The organism is Flavobacterium sp. 103 (assembly GCF_003096795.1).
GTDB lineage: Bacteria > Bacteroidota > Bacteroidia > Flavobacteriales > Flavobacteriaceae > Flavobacterium.
The window spans coordinates 2190413-2213812 of sequence record NZ_QENX01000001.1 but is presented as its reverse complement, the minus strand read 5'-3'; the positions used below and the strand labels follow the sequence as shown (position 1 = coordinate 2213812).

The following is a 23400-nucleotide window of genomic DNA, read 5'->3' as shown; positions in this document are numbered from 1 at the left end:
ACAAAATCAAAACTCAAATTTGAGCTGTACTACAACTGTCTTTTTGATTTCCGTATTTAGGTTGCTTAACGAAATTCCTAATAGCCGCACCGAATCTTTCATTTTCTCCTGATATAATAGTTCTTTAACCGTTTCAAAAATCAACGCTTTATCTGAAATAAAATAAGGCATTGTTTTGCTTCGCGTCTGTTGGGTAAAATCGCTGTACTTTATTTTTAGCGTAATCGTTTTGCCCGAAATCTGATGTTTTTTTAGACGGCGTTCCAATTCCAATGCAATTCTTTCAAGCTTTTCCAACATAAATATTTCAGAGGAAAGATTGATGTCAAAAGTGTGCTCAGCCGCTACCGATTTTGTAATCCGGTTAGATTTCACCTCACTATTGTGAATTCCACGAACTACATTGTAATAAAAACCACCCGACTTTCCGAAATGTTTTTCCAAAAATTCGACTGATTTACTTTTTAGATCCAAACCCGTGAAAATTCCGAGTTGAAACATTTTTTCGGCAGTAACCTTACCTACTCCGTAGAATTTTTGAATGGGTAATTGTTCCAAAAAAGAAATGACTTCATCTGGATTGACTGTCTTTTGACCGTTGGGTTTATTGTAATCACTGGCAATTTTGGCAACAAATTTATTGACCGAAATCCCCGCCGATGCCGTTAGTCCAACTTCATTAAATATTCTTTCTCGAATTTCCTGTGCCAATAAACTAGCACTCGGATTTCCTTTTTTGTTTTTGGTAACATCCAAATAGGCTTCATCAAGTGAAAGAGGCTCAACCAAATCCGTATAATCACGAAATATTTTATGGATCTTCTTTGAGATTTCTTTATAACGATCAAAACGAGGTCGGACAAAAATAAGTTCTGGGCAGTTTTTCTTGGCCAAAACACCACTTATGGCAGAACGGACGCCAAATTTTCTGGCTTCGTAACTTGCTGCCGAAACAACTCCCCGATTTTCGGCACCTCCTACTGCAATGGGCTTTCCGCGTAACTCAGGATTGTCCATTTGCTCCACCGAAGCATAGAAAGCATCCATGTCGATGTGTATGATTTTTCTATGTGTAAGCGGTTCGGACATATTACAAATTTAGAAACGTTTTGAAAAAAATAGAACGACAGAACTGTTAAAAAAATAAATGAATATCTTTGATGAACGCAACTAGCCCTAATAGAAGTGGAAATCCTTATGAGCCGGGGTTCACCTCATAAGGTTGAAACAAATAGCGGGATAAAGCTCCTAAAAAACAACATAAAAATGCTAGAAATAGAAAGAAAATTTTTGGTTACTTCGGATGCATTCAAACAAGAATCTTTTACCCAAAACAGAATAAAGCAAGGCTATTTAAGCTCCGTTCCTGAAAGAACCGTAAGAGTCCGTGTGAAAGGCAACAAGGGTTTTTTGACCATAAAAGGAATCTCAAACGAATCGGGTATGTCGCGTTTTGAATGGGAAAAGGAAATTCCAATTGACGAAGCCGAAAAATTATTGCTCTTATGTGAATCCGGCGTAATTGACAAAACCCGATTTGAAGTCAAAACGGGTCGTCATATTATTGAAATAGATGAGTTCTATGGTGAAAATCAAGGACTGATTATGGCTGAAATCGAACTAAAGTCTGAAACAGATTCTTTTGAAAAACCAATCTGGCTAGGCGAAGAAGTCACGAATGACAAAAGATATTACAATGCCTACCTGAGCAACAATCCTTTTAAGAATTGGTAATTTTATTTTTGTAATTCCTCTATTTTTACAATTACCGCACCGCTGCTTCTACTGGAAGTAATATCCATAAATGCTTTTTTGCTCAAATCAATTTCTCTTCCTCTTGCAAAAGGGCCACGATCTATTACTTCTACTATTACCGACTTTCCATTGGCTTCATTGGTAATTCTGAGTTTAGTGCCAAAGGGGAATTTTCTATGGGCTGCAGTTAATTTTTGATTATCAAATCGTTTTCCGCTCGCTGTCCTTTTACCATTAAACTTGTCGTGATAATAAGAAGCGTGGGCATTTTTTTTGAAGAATACAAACTTTCCGGTTTCAACAATTACAGAATCTGGGGCGATTGTTACTGGTGCAAACTCTTTTTCGACAACTTTAGTTGTTTTTTTTACAGTGTCTTTATTGATGGAAAATTTTTTGCTGTTTATAATGGCACTTTGACCACTTACCAAACCAAAATTGGCAAGTATAAATAAAAGCGTGATTATTTTTTTCATTTATAGTTTATTAGGTGAAACTTGTGAATTGCAAAAAAATTATGGGTAAAAAAAAGTCCTTTTCAGGACTTTTAAAAATGGGTTTAAAACCACAAGGACCAAGGGATTCTACTTAAAACAAGTACTAATCCTAAACCGTAAAATATAGAGAAGGTTTTAAATTTTGATTCACTAGTCGTTAATTTTTTATGTTTTGACCAACCAATCGTAATTAAAACGATAGCAATGATATTGATTAATGGATGTTCCAATGAAGTTAAACGTAATTCTGGATTTGACATTTGTCCCAAAGAAGCTAACCCTTTTGCAGAAACAAAATACAAGATTATACCAACCAATAATTGAACGTGTATTCCAATTAATCCAAACAAAGCAATTTTTCTGTCTTTTGGAGTAAATTCTTTTTTAGAAGACATTCCTATTATGGCATTAATAACCGCGATAACAAGAACTAACAATGCAATATAAGCCCAACCTGAGTGAAATTTTTGTAAAATCGTGTACATAAATAATTTTTTAATTTAAACAAATATAAGCAAAAAAGTCATAAAAAAACCCCAACTTAAAATCAAATGAGATCAAAAAATTGCGTTTTAGTGTCTTCAAAAAATATAAGGCATAAAAAAAACCCAGAAATAATATCTGGGTTTTTGCTGAAAAAAAATATTATATTACAATGATTGCAAAACTTTATCAGTTATTTGAATTGAACCATTTGAACCTTGAATGTTAAGAACTTTTACATTAGCATTGACTGCTGGTGCAGACTTGTCAACAATTTTTAAGGTTGCTTTAGTTATTACAAATGTATAAGTAGGAAACAAAGTTGTAACAGTTATATCAGCAGTAGCTGAAAAAGCCGTTGTAGAAGCGGCAACTCTATTACTTTTTTCTAAATGATAGTTTAAAATTTTAGTGATATCAGCATCTGTTTTACCTACTAAATAACCACCAGTTCCTAAAGCTGTTGCAAAAGCATCATTAGTTGGAGCAAAAACGCTAACTGGAGCAGTCCCAGTTGCAGCATTCAAAGTTGCTAAAACAGTAGCTTGGGCAGGGCTTTTTACTAAACCTAACAAAGATGTCAAGCTTGGATTTGCAGCAATTTGATTTACGATTGTTGGCAATGCTAAAACAGCATCTATAACATGTACAACACCATTACTTGCGTCAATATCTGCAGTTGTAATTTTAGCTCCACCATTTGCAGCACCACCATTAATTAAGATATCTGTTGCTGGTTTATTAAAAAATATACTCAAATTAGCACCTGAAGTGGCTGCAGCTGTAGCTTTATAATAACCAAAAGTTTTATAGTAACCAACAGCTAATAAATCAGAAGTTCTAGTTCCAACACCAATAACGTGATTTTGCAATACTAATTTTAAATTAGCAATTACTGTTGCATCAGCAGGAACAAGAGGATTCAATGCATTTATAGAAGCGCTTGTAATTCCAGCAGTAGTAAAAGCAGCATTAGTTGGAGCAAAAACTGTATAAGATCCTGGGTTACCCAATGTTATATCCAAACCTGTTTTCTTCAAAGCATCTACAAGAATACTAAAATTTGCAGGATCAGCTTTAGCAATATCAACAATAGAAGGAAGTTTCACTACATCTTTGGTATCATCATTAGAACAAGAAAATGTCATTAATGCAACCGTTAAAATGGAAACAAAATATAGGATTTGATTTTTAAATTTCATAATTGTTATTTTTATGTTTATAAAGTATTCGTCTAGTTTTAAATAAATTTTTATTTTCCGAAAGTATATCTTAAAGTAAATTGAGCTTGCCAAACATCAGACACAGACGCATTTTTCTGGAAAGTATCTGTAGCTAAAAATCTTTTACCTTGATTATCCGTTTGAAAAGCCATAGTGTAAAAAGGAGTGAAATTATTAGCTACACTTGGTGCTTGTGCAACAGACAAAATATTTGGAGCAGTGGCACGTTGCGAAACACCCCAGTCTCTGTTCACCAAGTTTGTAAAGTTTAAGATATCAGCTCTAAACTGGAAGCTGTTTCTTTTACCTGCAATATTCACGTAGAAATCTTGTGTAATTGACAAATCAACTCTATGTAACATTGGTAATATGTTTGAATTTCTCTCCACATACTGTCCTCTTCTTTTAGACAAATAAGGATCTTGATCAATAAATTTATCAAAAGCTTCTTGTTGTTGTGCTTCAGTATAAAGTACAATTGAAGAGCCTCCTAAGTTTTGAGAAATTGGGTTAAATCTTATATCAGTTGCTTTTACTGGAACAAAAAGCAAATCATTTCCAGTAACTAAATCTCCATTCAAATCACCTCCGTAAGAATAAGAGAATGGATTTGCTTGTTCTCCGATATATCCTAAGTTGATAGATGTTGCTCCTCCGTATTTAGTACCATAATCAATTTTATACCCAATAATACCAACATATCGATTTGGTGTGTTATTATTAGAAATGCTTAAATCCTGAACATTGTTCCCATAAACAGACTTCGTTCCTGTTTGCCAAGTACCCGAAGCTGTTGATCCTGGAGAAATCAAATCATAAGCTCCAGAATGCGTATAAGCAAATGATCCCCAAAGTCCATTGTTAAATGGGTATTCTAATTTAAAGGTAGTAGAATAAAAATATCCTTGATTAGTGTTTGTCAGTACAATAGCGTTCGAAACATTATTATTAATTCGAGTTCCATTATCAGTACCAGCAAATAACGGTCTGTTATCAGGCCCGTTAATAGACCCAACTGGATTAGCTAAATTCGCATTATAATACCCTACTTCATTGATGTTTTTACTAAAGATTCCTTCGATACTTCCAACAAAACCAAATGGTAATTTTTGATCTACAGCAACTGTAGTTTTCCAAACTTGTGGAAACTTATAATCCTTATCTGTAAAAGCTAAGTCAAAAGTAGATGGTAAAGTTGGCGTAGCTGGTGTAAAATACTGAGCTGGATTTGCAGTAAAACCATATCCACCAGCGCCTACTGAAGCATTGCTAGCATCCACAAAACCTGTTAATACTCCATTGTTTCCAATAGCATTAGACAAATACACGTATGGTGGTCTTCCTGTAAATATACCTGTTCCTCCTCTTACTAGCGTTTTAGAATCTCCCGTAACATCTAAATTGAATCCAACTCTTGGTTCAAATAAGTATTGAGTATTTGGCATTTCACCAGTGTTGAATTTTTCACCATCTGCGAAAGTCATTGCTGTTACAGCCGTATTTTCAATAGCAGTGTTTTTAAAGAAAACAGTTGTAGCTCTTAAACCAAATATAATTTTAAACTGATCGTTTACTTTAAAGTCATCTTGTAAATATAAATCAATTTTATTAGACTCTAATAATTGCCATGGATCTGCACCACCAGGTAAAGCAGAATATCTAAATTGAGTTCTAACTGGCAAATTAGTTTTTGATGGAGCTCCACCTAAAGCTATAGATTCATTCGCTGCATTATAAAATTCATCTAAAGAGTTAAAAATAAAAACTCCGTTTGAACCAGAATAGAAAAGATTTTCTGATTTAAAATTTTCATAATTAGCACCAAATAATAAAGTATGTTTTCCTAAATATTTAGTAACGTTATCTGTAAAATGCAGAGTAGAATAATTCAATTTATTTCCTTGTGTAAAAGGATCTAATCCTACAGAGATAAAATTCGTATTTCCTGCACTATATCCTGTTGCAGGTGCTGGTAATGGAACTCCATTTTTAATATCTATCGTTGGAAACAAACCACCTCCTTGAAGTGCTCTATCTTCTATTTGCTTGTCATAACCTGCAATAAAGTTGTTACTCCATGTTTCTGATAACTTTGAGTCCAATTGCACAACAATAGATCTTGTATTATCCTCAATAACATATCCACTGTTTTTATAAGACATAGAATTCACATTTCCAGATCTATTACCAAACCCTAAAGAGCTTGAATTTGAAATAAGTTGATCAGAAGAAGAATCACTGTGTACATAACGAATCGAGAATTTATTATCGTCATTGATATTCCAATCTACTTTTGCAAGAAACTTTTTAGATTCCTTTTTAGAGTCAAAATTCTCCCAAGGTCCAGTTGTGTAATTGAAGTTTTTTTGCATGAAATCAGAAAGAGTTTGCATCTGATCATATGTTGGAGCCGAAACTTGAGCACTCCCATTTGGGGAATTGGTAGATGTCCAATTCGATGCAGGACTTGTATTATCAATAGTCTCAAAGTTTCCAAAAAAGAATAATTTATCTTTTATAATTGGAGCCCCAATTCTAGCTCCCCAAATTGTTTCATTAAATTTTGCTGGTACAATTCTAACATCACCTGCCTTTGTCCCTACAAAATTTTCATTATTACTTCTGAAAGAATTATACACTGATCCCTCCACTTCATTTGTTCCGCTTCGAGTAACACCATTAATACCAGATCCTGTAAATCCTGTTTGGCGAACATCAAAAGGAGCAATATTTACTTGCAATTGCTCTATCGCATCTAGTGAAATGGCTGTAGAACCTGTTCTACCTCCCGCTTGAGCATCGCTACCAAGACCAAAACCATTATTAAAAACAGATCCATCAATAGTAAAGTTGTTTAATCTTGAATCTTGTCCCCCAAAGGTTCCGCCACTTCCAGCATTAGCATTATATTTTGTGATAGCATTCATAGATCGAGCCCCTATAACTGGAACTGCATTGATCTGTCTATTAGAGAATTGCTGAGAAGCTCCCGTTTTCCCTTTAGAAAATGCACCGTTTTTTGATTTAGAGACAACAACCTCTTTTAGTTGGCTAGTTTCATCTTCAAGAACTACATTTACAGTAACTGTGCTTCCTAATGGAGCTGTAATTTCTGTAGTCTCGCTTGCTCTTGAACCAATATAAGAAACCTTAACAGTATAAGGTCCTCCTGGTCGTATTGCCTGTACAGAGTATCCTCCTGTGTAATTTGTAATTGCATTATACTTTGTTCCAGTAGGCAAGTGAATCACTTGTACTGACGCTCCTGCAATGCTCTCGCCAGTAACAGATCTCACTGTTCCTGAAATCCCTGAAGTAGTTACCTGAGAATAACCGATAACCGACAGAAAAAAAATAAAAATAAAGGTGATTTTTTTCATATTATTTTGTTTGTTTAGTTTGGCAAAATTATAACATTTGAATCAATAAATGTTAACAATACTTTAAGAAATTGAACTTTTTACCATACATGCATACTAAATAAGCATATTTATATTAATTAATTAATATTTTACGTTTTTTTCTATATTTAAACATAAATAATAAGAATATAATAATATAAAATTCCTGAATAACAGTTTTGATTTGGATTATCCAAAAATTTACGCATTTTTTATTCATAAAAAAAGCCCTGATTTTCAAATATCAGGGCTTTTTTAATTTTTTGTACTACAAAAAGGATCTACTTGTTTTCTAAAAAATGATTCAATAAAAATTTAGTAGAACTATCGTGATTTTTAACTTGTTTCGTATTTATCTCGTCCAATATCGAATTAGCCAATTGTTTTCCAAGCTCAACTCCCCATTGGTCAAAACTAAAGATATTCCAAATAATACCTTGCACGAAAATTTTATGCTCATACATAGCAATCAAAGAACCTAATGATTTTGGCGTTAATTTTTGAATCAAAATTGTATTGGTTGGTTTATTTCCCGTAAATACTTTAAACGGCAAAAGAACACTTGCTTTATCAGCACTTAGACCTTGTTTGTCAAATTCTGCCTGAACTTGCTCTTCTGATTTTCCATTCATCAAAGCTTCTGTTTGGGCAAAAAAGTTCGACATCAATTTATCGTGATGATCCTCATCTCCGTATAATGGTTTTACGAATCCAATAAAATCAGAAGGAATCAATTTGGTTCCTTGATGAATTAACTGAAAAAAGGCATGTTGCGCATTAGTACCTGGCTCTCCCCAAATAATAGTTCCAGTTTCATAATTTACCGGTTTCCCATCACGCCCTACGCTCTTACCATTACTTTCCATCGTTCCTTGTTGCAAATAAGGAGCTAGTTTTTGCAAATATTGCGTATAAGGAATCAAAGCTTCACTTTCGGCACCAAAGAAATTATTGTACCAAACGCTCAATAATGCCAATGTTACCGGAATATTTTTATCAAAATCAGCTGTTTTGAAATGTTCGTCCATTTCATTGGCACCACTTAACAAATCATTGAAATTATCAAAACCAACCGCCAAACTTATAGAAAGTCCTACAGCACTCCATAAAGAAAAACGTCCTCCTACCCAGTCCCACATTGGGAATACATTGTCAGGATTGATCCCAAACTCGGTTACTTTTTGAATGTTTGTTGAAACCGCCACGAAATGTTTGGCAACATCTTCTTGACTAGCCGATTTTAAAAACCAAGCTTTAATGGTTTCAGAATTAGTTAAAGTCTCTTGAGTTGTAAATGTTTTGGAAACAATCACAAATAAAGTAGTTTCAGGATTTAGCTTTTTAATAATTTCATTTACGTGATCACCATCAACATTGGATGCAAAATGCACATTTAAATGATTTTTGTAATATTGTAAAGCTTCAACAGCCATAACAGGTCCCAAATCAGAACCACCAATACCTATATTTACAATATCTGTAAATGGTTTTCCTGTGTATCCAGTTCTTTGTCCAGAAGTTATTTCGTTTGTAAATGATTTTACTTTGTTTTTTACTGCATACACTTCTGGCATCACATTGATTCCATCCACATTAATTACTGCAGATTCTTTCGCACGCAAAGCAGTATGCAAAACAGCTCTATTCTCAGTTTGATTGATAATTACTCCTCCAAAATAATCGGAAATAGCATTTTTCAAACCTGTTTCGTTTGCTAGCTCAAGTAACAAATCAATTGTTTCCTGAGTAATTCTGTTTTTGGAGTAATCAACCAAAAAATCATTCCATTTCAAATGGAACTTTTCGGTTCTTTCAGCATCGGCTTGAAACATTGCTGTCATCGAAGCCTTTTGCATTTCATTATAGTGTGCCTGAAGTTTTTTCCAAGCAGAAGTTTCAGTTGGGTTTATTGTATTTAAAGCCATTTTAATTCTAGTTTTTTATAATTGTGCAAATTTACTGAAATAAGTTTGATTGGACTAAAATCAGTACATTATATAACAATTAAATTCAAATTAAAAGAATAAATTAACTTGGTTTAAATAAGCTTAAAAATCGTATTTTCTATAAATTGGAAACGCTATCCAATTCAAATTTCAATGGTTCGATTTTCTTTAAGAAACGTTCTTTGTTTTTTAGGTTCATCGGTTCTCCGTTTGGCAATTTCAAACGCAATGCATCGACTTGAACTCCATTTTTCCAAAAACGATAGCACACATGTGGTCCGGTTGCCAATCCAGTACTTCCAACCAATCCGATAGTCTGTCCTTGATTAACATGCTGCCCACGTCTTACCAGTATTCGGGACATGTGCAAATATTGAGTAGAGTAAACCTTGTTGTGTTTTACTTTCACAAAGTTACCATTCCCAGCAGTATAGCCCGTTTGTTCCACTATTCCGGCAGCCGTTGTAGAAATTGGCGTACCATATGGCGCAGCATAATCGGTTCCTTTGTGGGCCTTCCATATTTGCTGTACGGGATGAAAACGATTAGAACTAAAATGAGAGGTAATGCGACTAAATTTAATTGGCGTTTTCAGAAAGAAATTCTTCAACGTTTTTCCATCTTCATCATAATAATCAACTTTACCCGAACCTAGATTTTGTTCAAATGGAAAAGCATAAATAATCTTTCCTTTATATTCAAAAAAAGCGGCTTCAAGACTATCCACTCCATCATAAATAGAATCATTGATATATCTTTCGGTAAAAGTCAGTCCAAATCGGTCTCCCTTTTTAACTTTAAAGAAATCTATAGACCAAGCAAAAATCTTTGAAATCCTCGTTGCCAAAGCTCCTTCAACGTTAGCAGACTCCAATGTCTCCGATAATGACCCTTTTAGTACTCCGCCAATAGTTCGGCGTTTTAAGGTTAAAGGTTTTGTCTTTTTATATGCCTTTGCGATTGAATCCCGCAAATCCACTACATAATAATTCAAAGCATCTGGCTGGTATATAAAAACATCCAGTGTATTGGTTTTATTCTTAGAACGAAGTAATGTGTAATGTTTATTAATTCTAATACTACGTACATCAAAAGTATCTTTAACTTGAGCAACAATGTCAAATACTTTTTTGTCTCCAATGTTTTGATTTTGCAAAATACTCCCAAAAGTATCTCCTATCTTTACAGAATCTTGTACGACATTAAAATCAGAAAATTTAAATCCAAAATCACTTTTTTTGGACTTTGGAACTACTTGATTTTCCACAACATCCTCACTCCTATTACAGGATATCAGGGAAAACAGCACTACTAGAATTACAATTACCTGCTTCAAGTTATCTCTTTTTAATCTTTAGTTTTCTACTCCCCAATTGGCCAATTCCTCTTCACTCCACAATTCCGGGAAGAAAATTCTTCTCTGGTATCTTGGATGCATGTATTTTTTCCAATCACTCCCTCCTGTTGCCTCACCATCTCCTTTGCCATTGTCAATATATTTTCTGGCAGCATTTAAGTGTCCCATTACCCAAGTAATATTTACCGTATGATCATAATGACGCATGGCTTTCACCAATTCCGGATTTTCGCGATCGGAATCTGGTAATTGCTTAAATTTCTGCCAAAGGTTTATTGTATTGTATTCCTCCATTTGAGTCAAAAATGCCCCTTTGTATTTGCGTTCAAACTCTAATAACAAATAAGACTTCTCTCCCGTTTGATGATCTTTACCGGCAGCTTGCCAATACATATGATCCAAAGCATGTTCATAAGGTGTATTTCTATCAATAGTTGCTCTAAAACGATAATCTATAAGATTGATTAAATCAGTCGAAGCTATTTCAATCATTCTATATTGTGCACTTTGAAATCCACTAGCCGGAGTTAGGGTATTTCTAAATTTCATATATTGTTCGACTTCCATTCCGTCTCCCATAATATCAAAAGAAGTGGTAAGCATATCAAAGTAACGACTAATTCTCATTAATCTCTCGGTGAAAAAATCAGTTGTCAGCTTTTCAGCATATGAAATTTGATGCATTTCCCAAAGTATCATTTTGAAAAGCAATTCATTGACTTGATGATACATGATAAAAACCATTTCATCTGGAAGCGTTGTTCTTTGAATTTGCAAATTCAATAATGCATCCGTTTGAATGTAATCCCAATAAGTTATCGGTTTTGACCAAAGCAATCCCTCAAGATGGGTTTCGGTTTTTTGATTTATGGCCTGGAATTTATGATCAATTCCATCTAAAATTGATGCAGTGGTATCATTTATTGTCATTTTGATTTTAATTTAAACGGATTATTCAACCCCTTGTATTCTTCCAAATCGGCTTTGATAGACCCTACCAAAAGGGTCGCTTTTATACGAACCGGTATCTTATTGTAGTCATCTGAAATCCAAAGCGTTAAACTTTCCTCTTCCTTGAATATACGCCCAGACTGCACTAAAGGTCTAAAAATCATGGTAGAAACAATGCCAAATTTAGTTGTAATATCTTCTCTACCTATGAATTTTAACTTAAATTTTGTAGTCTCATTATCAAAAAACATATCGATAATTATTGATTCTCCTGTTTTAATTTTATTGATATTGGGATAATTCCGCAAATAATAAAAGGAAGACAATATATCCTGAGTGTTTTTGGAAAAGTTAAATGATTTTTCAGTATTGTGCTTGTAATCTTTCACCAAGATCTTATTGGTCTTTTTATTAAAGAAGCCTTCTTGATTTTTAGTATACCCGCCCTCGTTGATTTTTCGAACAAACTTATACGGATTTCTAGTATCCTTATCTATATAACTTTCATAAACATCTTCTACATTAAAAAAGAATTTGGTCATCCCTGTAGAAAATCCTTTTCCAATTACATGATAAACAGGCTGGTCGTTTAGCATCTCATCTTTGACTTCGATTGTTGCATAACCAGCATTTATGATACCATAATGTACTCTAAACTTTAGATATTCCCCCCCTGCAAAAGCCTCATCTTTTTGAGTATCGAAACCTAAAGTGATGACCACTATCAAGAAAATTATAATTTTTTTCATGGATTCGATACATTACAACTAAAATAACCTCAAATGTATTAAAACAAAAAAACTCAGTCAAATTAATGACTGAGTTTTTATGCTATTAACTAACCAAAAAACTATAAATTATGAAAATTTATATGAAACTAAGAAGGAAACCACCCCTTCCTGATTTGCGAGTGCAAAAGTACATCATCAATCGACGTTTTCTTAGCAAAAAGTCAAGTTTAACACAACATTTGCAACTTTAAGGGTTATTTAACTATTATTTTTTTTGATAATGCAATAAAAATGAAATTTTACAGAGTTCCTCGCAATTGCTGTTCACGCTCTATTGATTCAAAAAGCGCCTTAAAGTTCCCCGCACCAAATCCTTTTGCTCCCATTCTTTGAATAATTTCAAAAAACAAAGTTGGACGATCTTGAACTGGTTTGGTGAAAATTTGTAATAAATAACCATCTTCGTCGGCATCTACCATAATGGCCAATTTTTCTATTTCGGCCAAATCCTCTTTCATCATATCCATATGCACTCCCAATCGTTCTGGAATGGCCTCATAATAGGTATGTGGTGGTGCCGATAAAAATTCTACTCCTCTTGCTTTTAATTGTGAAACTGTTTTTATGATATCATCGGTGGCGATGGCGATGTGCTGAATTCCAGGCCCTCCATAAAAATCCAAGTATTCTTCGATTTGCGATTTTTTCTTTCCTTCGGCTGGTTCATTGATTGGGAATTTGATTCTTCCATTTCCGTTTGACATTACTTTACTCATCAAAGCCGAATATTCGGTGTTGATTTGTTTGTCATCAAAAGAAAGGAAGTTTACAAATCCCATCACGTCTTCATAGAATTTCACCCAAGTATTCATTTCGTTCCAACCCACATTTCCTACCATGTGGTCAATGTATTTCAGTCCTGTTGGTTCTGGATTGTAATCGGATTTCCATTCTTTGTACCCTGGCAAGAAAATACCGTTGTAGTTTTTTCTTTCGACAAAAATATGAACGGTTTCACCATAAGTGTAGATACCTGAACGCACTACTTCCCCAAACTCATCTTTTTCAACAGTTGGCTCCATAAAAGAACGAGCTCCACGTTTCATAGTCTCCTCATAAGCACTTCTTGCGTCTTCTACCCAAAGTGCAGCTACTTTTACTCCGTCACCATGTTTTTTCAAATGGTCATGAAGGGGAGAATCCTGCGTTAATGGAGTGGTTAAAACAATTCGGATTTTGTCTTGTTTCAACACATAAGACGTTCTGTCTTTTACCCCTGTTTCCAGTCCGGCATACGCCAATGATTGATAACCAAAAGCGGTTTTATAATAATGTGCCGATTGTTTTGCGTTACCTACGTAGAATTCTACATAATCGGTTCCTAATAATGGAAGGAAATCTTGTGCTCCTTCAAATATTTTCTCTAATCCGTATTCTACTGATTTTACTTCTTTTGCCATGATGTTTATTTGTTTAATCGGTTAATCGTTAAACTGATGTACCGAAATGTTGTTTATTGTTCTAAGGCCCTAGCCCTGATAGTAGTGGAAATCCTCCCGGTTTTTTTTCAGGAGATTGCAACGGATAGCAGGAAATAGCTCCTAATTATTTTTTAAATGTGATTGTTTTAAACTGATGTCCTAAACGTGATATACTTAGTGAGATTACTTCGTTCCTCGCAATGACTACTCTACCCAAGATTTATAGTACTGTCCATCGTCTATTCCCATAGCTTCTTCAGTTACCATAAGTGGTCGAAAGGTATCGACCATTACGGCCAATTCATGCGTTTCTGTATGCCCAATACTGCGTTCCATAGCCCCTGGAGCGGGACCGTGCGGAATTCCTTTTGGGTGTAATGTGATGTGTCCTTGCTCGATATTGTTACGGCTCATGAAATCTCCATCTACATAATATAACACCTCGTCACTATCAATATTACTGTGATTGTATGGCGCCGGAATGGATTTCGGGTGGTAATCGTAAAGTCTTGGCACGAAAGAACAAACTACAAAAGTACCTGTCTCGAATGTTTGATGCACAGGCGGCGGTTGATGTACGCGCCCTGTTATAGGTTCAAAATTGTGAATTGAAAATCCATATGGAAAGTTGTAACCGTCCCAACCCACAACGTCAAAAGGATGTGTTGCATAAACTACTTCGTGCATCATCCCTTCTTTTTTCATTTTGATGACAAAATCCCCTTTTTCATCATGCGATTCTAATTCGTTTGGCAAAATAAAATCACGCTCACAAAATGGGGAATGTTCCAAGTGTTGTCCTGATTCGTTTTTATAGCGTTTTGGTGTATAAAACGGCGAATAGGATTCTACATAAAACAAACGATTATCTTCGGTTTCAAACTCGATTTGATAAATGATTCCGCGTGGAATAATCAAATAATCCCCATACTCAAATGGGATATTCCCAAGCATGGTTCGAAGTTTTCCTTTGCCTTTGTGAATGAAAATCATTTCATCAGCATCGGCATTTTTATAGAAATAAGAAGTCAATGATTTTCTGGGTGCTGCCAATCCGATAATGCAATCTCTATTGACCAACATGGCTTTTCGGCTGTCCAAAAAATCATCTTCGGGTTTCAATTCAAAACCTTTCAACAATAATGATTTTATGTTTTTCCCAATTGCAATTTTGGGTTCAACCGAATACGATTTTAGTATTTCTTTGACCTGAGTCGGCCGATGAATATGGTAGGACAAGGAAGAATGCCCATGAAAACCTTCTGTACCAAATAGTTGTTCGTAATACAAACCTCCATTCGGTTTTTCAAACTGGGTGTGTCTTTTAGGAGGAATATTTCCTAGTTTATGATATATTGGCATAACAATTTAAATTAGATAGTAAACAATTCGTAAAAATCGTAGCGTCAAATAGTTTGCTTTTTTAAGCACAACTTTGATATACACAATCAAGTATTCAATTCTTTGACAATACTAATAGGCTAATTGCACCAATAAAATCACTCTGGATTTCTTTTGATTAGGAATTGAAGATACTCTAATAAACCCGTCCAATTTGTTTTCATAATTACAAATATCGTAATTTTTATTTAAAAAAATACAAATTAAAATATAAATCCAATACTAAACCAAAGGTATGAGTTTGAGGTTTCCGGAGACCAGGAATATTTTATTTCGACTGGACCAATCACGGTTTCCAATCCGTAACCCAAGGCATATCCTGAATACTTGGGCCACGAAATCCAATCCAAGGAATCGTATAAATCGTCTTCTAAATTGGCATAATTGGCCGAAAAATTAAGATGATTCTTTTTGAAAATTTCAAAGTCAAGTGTAATTGTGCTTTCCAAATAACTATTGCCCGCAATACTTAAATAATCATAGCCATAAAAATACTTGAAATTATTTGTACTATTAAATCCATAACCTCCCAAAATAAAGTCAAAATAAGGCAAACTTTTATTTCCAATTGAGGCACCTGCTTCGGCCTGAAACTTTATTGTTGTGTTCTTAAAAATTGTTCTTGCGATACCGGCTTCGCCACTTATAATGGAGAATGGCTCAAAATTAGCTGAACTTTCAGATGAAAACATATAAAACTGTGGATTTCCCGAAAAATACCACCCTTTTTTGGGGAAATATTTATTGTCGTAGGAATCGTATTTTATATACCCAAAAAGGCTGAAATAATTGCTTTTGGTAATCGTTGGCTCTAATTCAAGTGTTTCGGAAGTAATGTCAAGATATTCAAATTCTGCGCCAACACCGATAAGGAATTTTTGGGCAAATATGGATTGAAGATACACCTGATTGGACAAATCAAGATAATCTATATTTATAGAATTTGTCCCGTCACTATTATAGGTAATCACACTAACTGGAATGTTTTTGTTAAATTGATGTAATTGAGACTTAAAACCATAACTCAACTGAAATCCATTGTCAATATAGTAGTCAAAAGAATACCTTATATTGTCTCCCAAAACCAAATCGGCTGATAAAAAATCATTTTTGAAAAACGTTTTTTTGTTGGTCACATTGGCCAAAATAGCACTTTTATACAACCCATCGTAATGCAATCCAAATTTTAATTGTGTTTTCACGGGACTTTCGGTTAACGTGAGAATCAAATCATCATAGGCTCCATTTTTCTCAAAATAATAGCTCACAGCACTGAAATTTTGGGTTGCATTAAGATTATTAATTCCCGTTTCCAAGTTTCTAAAACTTATTTTGGATCCTGGCTTAAAGTTTAATTTCCCGATAATATAATCTCTGGAATAATTTTGCAGTTCATTTGTTTTAATATCAACAATCGTCAAACTATCAGTCTCTACTTTTAATTTAGGTTTATGGTAAGGATTCGCTTTATCTACCAAAATGTCAATTTTTTCATATACTGCAAAAGTGGCATCTTCTCCTTTTTTGATAATTTCTGCGGCCTTGTCAAAGGTTACCACTCCGTAATTTTTTACGTCTGGTTTGATATAAACTTCAGTGAGATTTGCATTTACTTTCATTCTTTCAATCATTTGCAGATTGGTAATCTGAAAGAAAATTTTTGAAGCGCTTCTTAATTCGTCCTTACTGAGTAAACCCGATTGCACATCAACTCCTATTATTATATCAGCTCCCATTTTCCGAACTTCTTCAATAGGATAATTATTGATTACTCCTCCATCTACAATGAGGTTATTATCAATTACGACCGGCGAAAATATAGAGGGCAAAGAAGAACTCCCTGTTATTGCCTGGGCTAAAATTCCTTTGTCAAAAACCACTTGTTCCCCAAGTGCAATATTGGTACCAACACACAAAAAAGGAATTGGCAGTTCATTAAAATCACGAACATGTCGAACTGGCAATGTCAATCGACTCAATAAATTGAAATTATACATCCCTTTTGACAATGCCTCGGGAGCACCAATACTGAATTTATTGAAAGGAAGTGTCAAGGCATACAATTCATCATTTCTCTTTTCATAAAAATTCTTAGAAGATCGGGGAATATAATCGTTCAGGACATTGCTGAAGTTGGTTACATTAATAATAGAATCGATTTGTTTGGCATTATATCCCATCGCATAAAGCCCACCAATAACAGCTCCCATGCTAGTTCCGCCAATGTAATCTATCTTTATTCCGGCATCTTCCAATACATTTAGGACACCGATATGTGCAAAACCCTTGGCTCCACCTCCACTCAACACCAAACCTATCTTAGGCCTCTTTGGTGTGTCTTGGGAAAATGAATTCAAACAAGTAAAAAACAAAAGAATAAAAATCAGTATTCTATACATAAAGGGCAAATTACTTTGTTTTGTAAAAGTCGGTAATTTTTTTGGCTTTTGACATACCTATAACGTCAGAAATTTCTTTTTCGGTTGCCAATTTCAATCTTTTAACACTTTTAAAATGTTGAATTAACGTTTGCATTGTTTTTTCTCCAATTCCGGGAATACTTTCTATAGAAGAATTCAGCGCTGCCTTACTTCTTTTATCACGATGGAAAGTAATTCCAAAACGGTGTGCTTCATTTCGCAATTGCTGAATAACCTTCAATGTTTCTGACTTTTTATCCAAATACAGCGGGATAGAATCACCAGGATAAAATAATTCTTCCAGCCTTTTGGCAATTCCTATAATTGCAATTTTACCTCGTAATCCCAAAGCATCAATACTTTTTAATGCCGATGACAATTGTCCTTTTCCTCCATCGATAATAATCAAATTAGGCAAAGGTTCGTTTTCGTCCAGTAACCTTTTATAACGACGATAGACTATTTCTTCCATCGAAGCAAAATCGTCCGGGCCAACTACCGTTTTGACATTAAAATGCCTGTAATCCTTCTTGCTCGCTTTTCCGTCTTTGAATACCACGCAAGCAGCTACAGGATTGGTTCCTTGAATGTTTGAGTTATCAAAGCATTCTATATGTCTAGGTTCTACCGGTAATCGCAAATCACTTTTCATTTGAGCCATGATTCTATTGGTATGGCGGTCTGGGTCTACTATCTGCAATTGTTTCAGCTGTTCGATTCTGTAAAACTTAGCGTTGCGAACCGACAAATCCAATATTTGTTTTTTATCCCCCAGTTGTGGTACCGTAATTTTTATCGTTGGCCCCAAATCCACATCAAAAGGAACAATCACTTCCTTGGACATTAACTGAAAACGCTCCCGCAATTCTATTATGGCCAATTCCAGCAGTTCTTCATCGGTTTCCTCAAGCTTTTTCTTTATTTCCATGGTGTGCGAACGAATAATCGATCCGTGCGAAATTTGCAGAAAATTGATAAAAGCGGCAGTTTCGTCAGAAACAATTGAGAAGACATCGATATTCGTAATCTTCGGATTTACAATCGTAGAACGCGATTGGTAATTTTCTAAAACTTCAATCTTTTCTTTTATTTTTTGTGCCTCTTCAAAATGCATATCCTGCGCCAAACTAATCATGAGTCGCTTGAAATCTTTCATGCTTTCCTTGAAATTTCCCTTCAGGATTTCTCGAATAGCATCAACTTGCTTTTGATAATGTTCTAATGTTTCAAAGCCTTCACATGGCCCTTTACAATTGCCTATATGATACTCCAAACACACTTTGAATTTTCCGCTATCAATATTGCTTTTACTCAAATCATAGTTACAGGTTCGTAACGGATAGAGTTCTTTTATTAAATCCAAAATTGTATGAACCGTCTTAAAATTGGTATAAGGGCCAAAATATTCCGATCCGTCTTTGACCATTCTGCGGGTGGCAAAAATTCGGGAAAATGGTTCTTTCTTAATACACAGCCATGGATAGCTTTTGTCATCCCGCAGCAGCACATTGTATCTGGGTTGCAAGGTTTTTATCAGATTGTTTTCCAATAAAAGGGCATCTGTTTCGGTGGGAACAACGATGTGCTTGATCGTTACAATTTTCTTAACCAGAACATTCGTTTTAGCAGTTTCGTGTATTTTATTGAAATAAGACGAGACTCTTTTTTTAAGATTCTTGGCTTTACCTACATATAAAATCTTCCCTTCCTTGTCGTAATATTGATATACACCAGGACCATCAGGTAAGGTTTGTATTTGCAGAGCTAAATTAGGGTTGGTCATTTTTTTAAAAGCTTCTGAGAATTAATTCGTTGTGGTAAAAAAGTCCCAATTCTTCATTTTTTCAAATTTACAAATAACAATCACGCAAACCAATATGATTTTCTTAATACCAAATAAATAATTTCTATATTTAGATTTTTATTTTATAACATGAAAAACTCAAGACCATTAGTGATTTTTGGCGAAAGTGTTTTGCCTGGAGAAAGTAAAACAATTCAACTAGAAATTGCCAGATTACATACCACTACTAAACTAACGATTCCGATTATTGTAAAACGTTCCAAAATTGAAGGTCCGGTTGTCCTTTTTTCGGGAGGGATTCATGGCGATGAATTTAACGGTATCGAAATCGTGAGGCAACTCATCAGCAAAAAAATAAACAAACCCAAAAAAGGCACTATCATTTGTATTCCCATTATAAATATTTATGGATTTATAAATAGATCCCGAGATTTTCCAGATGGAAGAGACTTAAATCGAGTATTTCCAGGAAGCAAAAAAGGTTCGTTGGCCAGCCGATTTGCTTATCATATCATAACCGACATCATGCCTCTGGTAGATTATGCTGTTGATTTTCACGCTGGAGGTGCCAGCCGATTTAATGCTCCACAAATTAGGCTTACGCCAAATAACCCTGCTGTAAAACTATTGGCCGATGCTTTTAATGCACCATTCACCTTATTTTCAAAAAATATAGCGGGCTCTTTCAGAAGTTCCAGTGAAAAAATAAATGTAAAAATGCTTCTTTTTGAAGGAGGAAAATCTTTAGACATTAATCACGAAGTAGCACAGGAAGGCATCAATGGAGTCAAACGCCTTTTAAAACATTTGGATATGTTGGACCCTAAACATTACGTTCCAGCTCAAAAAAAGCCAACAATTTACATTGAAAAATCGGGCTGGTTACGTGCCAAATGTTCGGGTTTATTAATCGACAATAACTTAGTTGGACAGTTTGTAAAAAAAGGAACAATATTAGGAATGATAACAGATCCTTTTGGGAAATTTGAACGAAAAATAAAAGCTCCAAATGACGGATATGTACTCAACGCCAACCACTCTCCCATTGTATATCAAGGAGATGCGATTTACCACCTTTCAAATACTGCCGAAGAAGATAGCGAGTAAAACCTAACAATTATCATGTTTTCTCCCAACCAATACTCTTATTTTTGAATAAAATTTGAGATTATGTTATATTGGAAAAAGTTATCCCAAAAAGAGAGACAGGCCCGAATTGAGAAAGCATTAGAGGAAAATGTCAATTTTACTTTGGACACTTCTTTAGGATACCCAGCCTCAAAACTAGACAGTAAAGTATATTATGAGGATGCCTCTTTTTTGACAGATGCGCCCACTTTGAAAACTTATGTGGCCAATCCCAACCATATTGGCTGTCATACTCTGGGTACTTCCGAAAAAGCATTTAAAGGTACTCAAGAAATGGAACGTGAAGTTTTGGATGTACTGGCAGTTGATCTTTTCAAAGCACAACCCAAATCGTATGACGGATACATTTCTCCAGGTGGAACCGAAGCCAACATTCAAGCCATTTGGATGTATCGCAATTATTTCAGCTATAAACTTGGTGCCAATCCGTATGAAATTGCGATTTTAGCCTCAGAAGACACTCATTACTCTATCCCAAAAGCGGCCAATATCCTGATGCTTGATTGGCTGAAAGTTCCGGTTGATTTCAATACCCGAGAAATTGACACTTTCCAATTGGAAAACATCATTATTAAGGCCAAAGAAAAAGGCAAAAAATATTTCATCGTAATCTCCAATATGGGAACTACCATGTTTGGAGCTATTGACAATCCCAACGATTATATCGAGGTTTTAGAAAAACATCATTTGACTTATAAAATACATATTGATGGTGCTTATGGTGGTTTTATCTATCCGTTAAGTAACAAAGAATCGGAACTTAATTTTGAAAATCCAAAAATCAGCTCCATAACCATCGATGCTCACAAAATGCTACAAGCCCCTTATGGCACGGGTATTTTTCTTTGCCGAAAAGGTTTAATTGAAAACGTTTTGACCAAAGAGGCTGAATATATAGAAGGAATGGATTTAACCCTTTGTGGTAGCCGATCAGGTTCCAATGCTGTAGCAGTTTGGATGATTTTATTCACCTATGGTCCTTTCGGTTGGTGCGAAAAAGTGCGTATTTTACAAATGAGAACGCAGTGGCTTTGCGACCGATTAGACGAATTGAAAGTAGCCTATTTTAGAGAACCTTTTATGAATATTGTTACCATTCAAGCTCAATACATTGAAAAAGCATTGGTCAAAAAATTTGATTTGGTACCCCAAAAACACAATGGTGATAATTCATGGTATAAAATTGTGATTATGGATCATGTAGAAGTAGATCATTTGAGTACTTTTATACACGATCTAAAAGAATCACTTTATGTTGAAAAAAGCATTACGAACCAAGTATAAAGCATTACGAAAAGAACTCTCCGAGATTGAGATCGAGGAAAAGAGTTTGGCTATTGCCAATGAAATATTGAAACTGCCTATTTGGGATAAAACCTATTTTCATGTTTTTTTACCCATTGAAGAGCAGAAAGAAGTCAATACCGAATTTATACTGCACCTCTTGTCCGGAAAGGACAAAGAAATTGTGATTTCAAAAAGCGATTTTGAGACCAGAAATATGACTCATTTTCTTTTGACAGACAATACCCGAATACAAAAAAACGAATACAACATCCCCGAACCTTTAGACGGTCTTGAAGTTCCTGCCACAAAAATTCAAGTTGTTTTTGTTCCGCTTTTGGCTTTCGACAAAAAAGGAAACCGCGTAGGTTATGGCAAAGGATTTTATGATAAATTTCTGTCACAATGCAAACCAGAAACTATTAAAATTGGCCTGTCCTTCTTTGAACCTGAAGAACTCATTTCAGATGTTTTTGAGAGTGACGTGTTATTGGATTATTGTGTGACTCCAAATGGGGTTTATGAATTCTAGTTTAGAAACAGTAATTTTGCGTTTTTAAAACCTATACTTAAATTATGAAAATCTTTAAAACCCCAAGATTTACAACACAAATTCTGATTATTCTATTTGCTGTTACATTAACAAACTGCAGTGTTGGAATAGGATCAACCCATAGTTCAACCAAAACAAAACAGGTTCCTCCAGGGCAAGCCAAAAAAATGACTGGAGAAAAAAGTGCCAAAAATCACGCTCCTGGTCATAATAAATAAAACGAAAAAGAGGCAATCTCATAAAGATCAGCCTCTTTTATTTTTTCAAAAAAGCAAAATAATTAATGTTTATGAAATGCTTTTTTGTTGAACACGATCAAAATTCCGACACCTGTTGAAATGGCCACATCGGCAACATTGAAAATAGCATTGAAAAAAGTAAAATTGCGTCCACCAAAATAAGGAATCCATTCTGGCATAGGATAATCTTTTATGAAAGGAAAATAAAACATATCGACAACTTGTCCATTTAGCCAAGTCCCATAGGGTTTGTCTGTAAATATTGTAGCCAATTGTTGGTGGCTATCGTCAAAAATAACACCGTAAAAAACAGAATCAATAATGTTTCCAACTGCACCGGCCAATATCAAAGCAATAGCGACAATCAGATAATTGGAACTCTTTTTTCGTTCAACAGCATCCCACAACCAATAACCGATTCCTGTTACGGCAAAAAGCCTAAAAACAGTTAAGATTAATTTTCCATAGGCTCCAGGAATTTTGGTACCCCAGGCCATTCCTTCATTTTCGATAAAATGAATCTGAAACCAATTGAATACATGAACCTCTTCACCTAAAACAAAATTTGTTTTTATATATATTTTAGAAACTTGATCGACCAATAATATAAGAGTGATGAGAAAATAAGCTTTGAGTAATGACATTTTTAAATTTTTAAAGGCGTAAAAGTAATAAATTAACCAAAAAAAACGCTCCCAAAGGAGCGTTAATTATTGAATGATAAG

General features: G+C 34.7%; 19 protein-coding genes. 5 read left to right on the top strand and 14 right to left on the bottom strand.

From position 1 onward, the window contains the following. Positions 1 to 6 precede the first annotated feature (6 nt). Positions 7 to 1089: a DNA polymerase IV gene (gene dinB, locus C8C85_RS08925; protein ID WP_116796762.1), complete on the bottom strand. Its 1083-nt coding sequence runs from the start codon at positions 1087 to 1089 to the stop codon at positions 7 to 9. A 177-nt stretch (positions 1090 to 1266) separates the two neighbouring features. On the opposite strand from dinB, the gene C8C85_RS08920 reads away from it, so the two are divergent. After that, the gene (locus C8C85_RS08920; RefSeq protein ID WP_116796761.1) at positions 1267 to 1734 is read left to right on the top strand and encodes a CYTH domain-containing protein; all 468 of its coding nucleotides are present in this window, start codon (positions 1267 to 1269) and stop codon (positions 1732 to 1734) included. Between the two features lie 2 nt (positions 1735 to 1736). Here C8C85_RS08920 and C8C85_RS08915 read toward each other — a convergent pair whose 3' ends face one another. From C8C85_RS08915 to uvrC, 12 genes are all read right to left on the bottom strand, one after another. After that, complete coding sequence (locus C8C85_RS08915) at positions 1737 to 2231, bottom strand: septal ring lytic transglycosylase RlpA family protein (RefSeq protein ID WP_116796760.1); 495 nt, start codon at positions 2229 to 2231, stop codon at positions 1737 to 1739. Positions 2232 to 2314: 83 nt separating this feature from the next. Beyond that, positions 2315 to 2737, bottom strand: coding sequence for a hypothetical protein (locus C8C85_RS08910; RefSeq protein ID WP_116796759.1), 423 nt, complete (start codon positions 2735 to 2737; stop codon positions 2315 to 2317). Between the two features lie 165 nt (positions 2738 to 2902). Further along, entirely contained in the window at positions 2903 to 3937 is a 1035-nt protein-coding gene (locus C8C85_RS08905; protein WP_116796758.1) for a fasciclin domain-containing protein, read from the bottom strand. Between the two features lie 50 nt (positions 3938 to 3987). Continuing rightward, positions 3988 to 7338 carry a TonB-dependent receptor gene (locus C8C85_RS08900; protein ID WP_116796757.1) on the bottom strand — a complete coding sequence of 1117 codons (3351 nt, stop codon included), beginning with the start codon at positions 7336 to 7338 and terminating at the stop codon, positions 3988 to 3990. A gap of 302 nt (positions 7339 to 7640) precedes the next feature. Further along, positions 7641 to 9284: a glucose-6-phosphate isomerase gene (pgi, locus tag C8C85_RS08895; protein ID WP_116796756.1), complete on the bottom strand. Its 1644-nt coding sequence runs from the start codon at positions 9282 to 9284 to the stop codon at positions 7641 to 7643. Positions 9285 to 9423: 139 nt separating this feature from the next. After that, positions 9424 to 10641 (bottom strand): M23 family metallopeptidase, encoded by a 1218-nt coding sequence (locus C8C85_RS08890; RefSeq protein WP_116796755.1) that lies wholly within the window; start codon positions 10639 to 10641, stop codon positions 9424 to 9426. Between the two features lie 18 nt (positions 10642 to 10659). Then, positions 10660 to 11592, bottom strand: a complete 933-nt coding sequence (locus tag C8C85_RS08885) for a tryptophan 2,3-dioxygenase family protein (protein ID WP_116796754.1) — start codon at positions 11590 to 11592, stop codon at positions 10660 to 10662. Further along, positions 11589 to 12362, bottom strand: a complete 774-nt coding sequence (locus C8C85_RS08880) for a DUF3108 domain-containing protein (RefSeq protein WP_116796753.1) — start codon at positions 12360 to 12362, stop codon at positions 11589 to 11591. Before C8C85_RS08880 ends, C8C85_RS08885 begins: the two co-directional genes overlap by 4 nt. 281 nt (positions 12363 to 12643) lie before the next feature. Beyond that, a complete protein-coding gene (gene hppD, locus C8C85_RS08875; RefSeq protein ID WP_116796752.1) occupies positions 12644 to 13804 on the bottom strand; it encodes a 4-hydroxyphenylpyruvate dioxygenase in 1161 nt (386 codons plus the stop codon). Positions 13805 to 14029: 225 nt separating this feature from the next. Continuing rightward, a complete protein-coding gene (locus tag C8C85_RS08870; protein ID WP_116796751.1) occupies positions 14030 to 15187 on the bottom strand; it encodes a homogentisate 1,2-dioxygenase in 1158 nt (385 codons plus the stop codon). Positions 15188 to 15429: 242 nt separating this feature from the next. Next, the gene (locus tag C8C85_RS08865; protein WP_116796750.1) at positions 15430 to 17625 is read right to left on the bottom strand and encodes a patatin-like phospholipase family protein; all 2196 of its coding nucleotides are present in this window, start codon (positions 17623 to 17625) and stop codon (positions 15430 to 15432) included. A gap of 10 nt (positions 17626 to 17635) precedes the next feature. Next, positions 17636 to 19429, bottom strand: a complete 1794-nt coding sequence (uvrC, locus tag C8C85_RS08860) for an excinuclease ABC subunit UvrC (protein WP_116796749.1) — start codon at positions 19427 to 19429, stop codon at positions 17636 to 17638. Between the two features lie 150 nt (positions 19430 to 19579). Here uvrC and C8C85_RS08855 point away from each other — a divergent pair, with 150 nt between their 5' ends. The 4 genes from C8C85_RS08855 (at position 19580) to C8C85_RS08840 (ending at position 22654) form a co-directional block, all read left to right on the top strand. After that, entirely contained in the window at positions 19580 to 20557 is a 978-nt protein-coding gene (locus C8C85_RS08855) for a succinylglutamate desuccinylase/aspartoacylase family protein (protein ID WP_116796748.1), read from the top strand. 63 nt (positions 20558 to 20620) lie between these two features. Then, the gene (locus tag C8C85_RS08850; protein WP_116796747.1) at positions 20621 to 21883 is read left to right on the top strand and encodes a pyridoxal-dependent decarboxylase; all 1263 of its coding nucleotides are present in this window, start codon (positions 20621 to 20623) and stop codon (positions 21881 to 21883) included. Next, entirely contained in the window at positions 21852 to 22415 is a 564-nt protein-coding gene (locus C8C85_RS08845; protein ID WP_116796746.1) for a 5-formyltetrahydrofolate cyclo-ligase, read from the top strand. The genes C8C85_RS08850 and C8C85_RS08845 overlap by 32 nt, the downstream gene beginning before the upstream one ends. 44 nt (positions 22416 to 22459) lie before the next feature. Continuing rightward, the gene (locus C8C85_RS08840) at positions 22460 to 22654 is read left to right on the top strand and encodes a hypothetical protein (protein ID WP_116796745.1); all 195 of its coding nucleotides are present in this window, start codon (positions 22460 to 22462) and stop codon (positions 22652 to 22654) included. Positions 22655 to 22716: 62 nt separating this feature from the next. Here the strand turns inward: C8C85_RS08840 and C8C85_RS08835 are convergent, their stop codons facing one another. Beyond that, positions 22717 to 23319: a lipoprotein signal peptidase gene (locus tag C8C85_RS08835; protein ID WP_116796744.1), complete on the bottom strand. Its 603-nt coding sequence runs from the start codon at positions 23317 to 23319 to the stop codon at positions 22717 to 22719. Positions 23320 to 23400 lie beyond the last annotated feature (81 nt).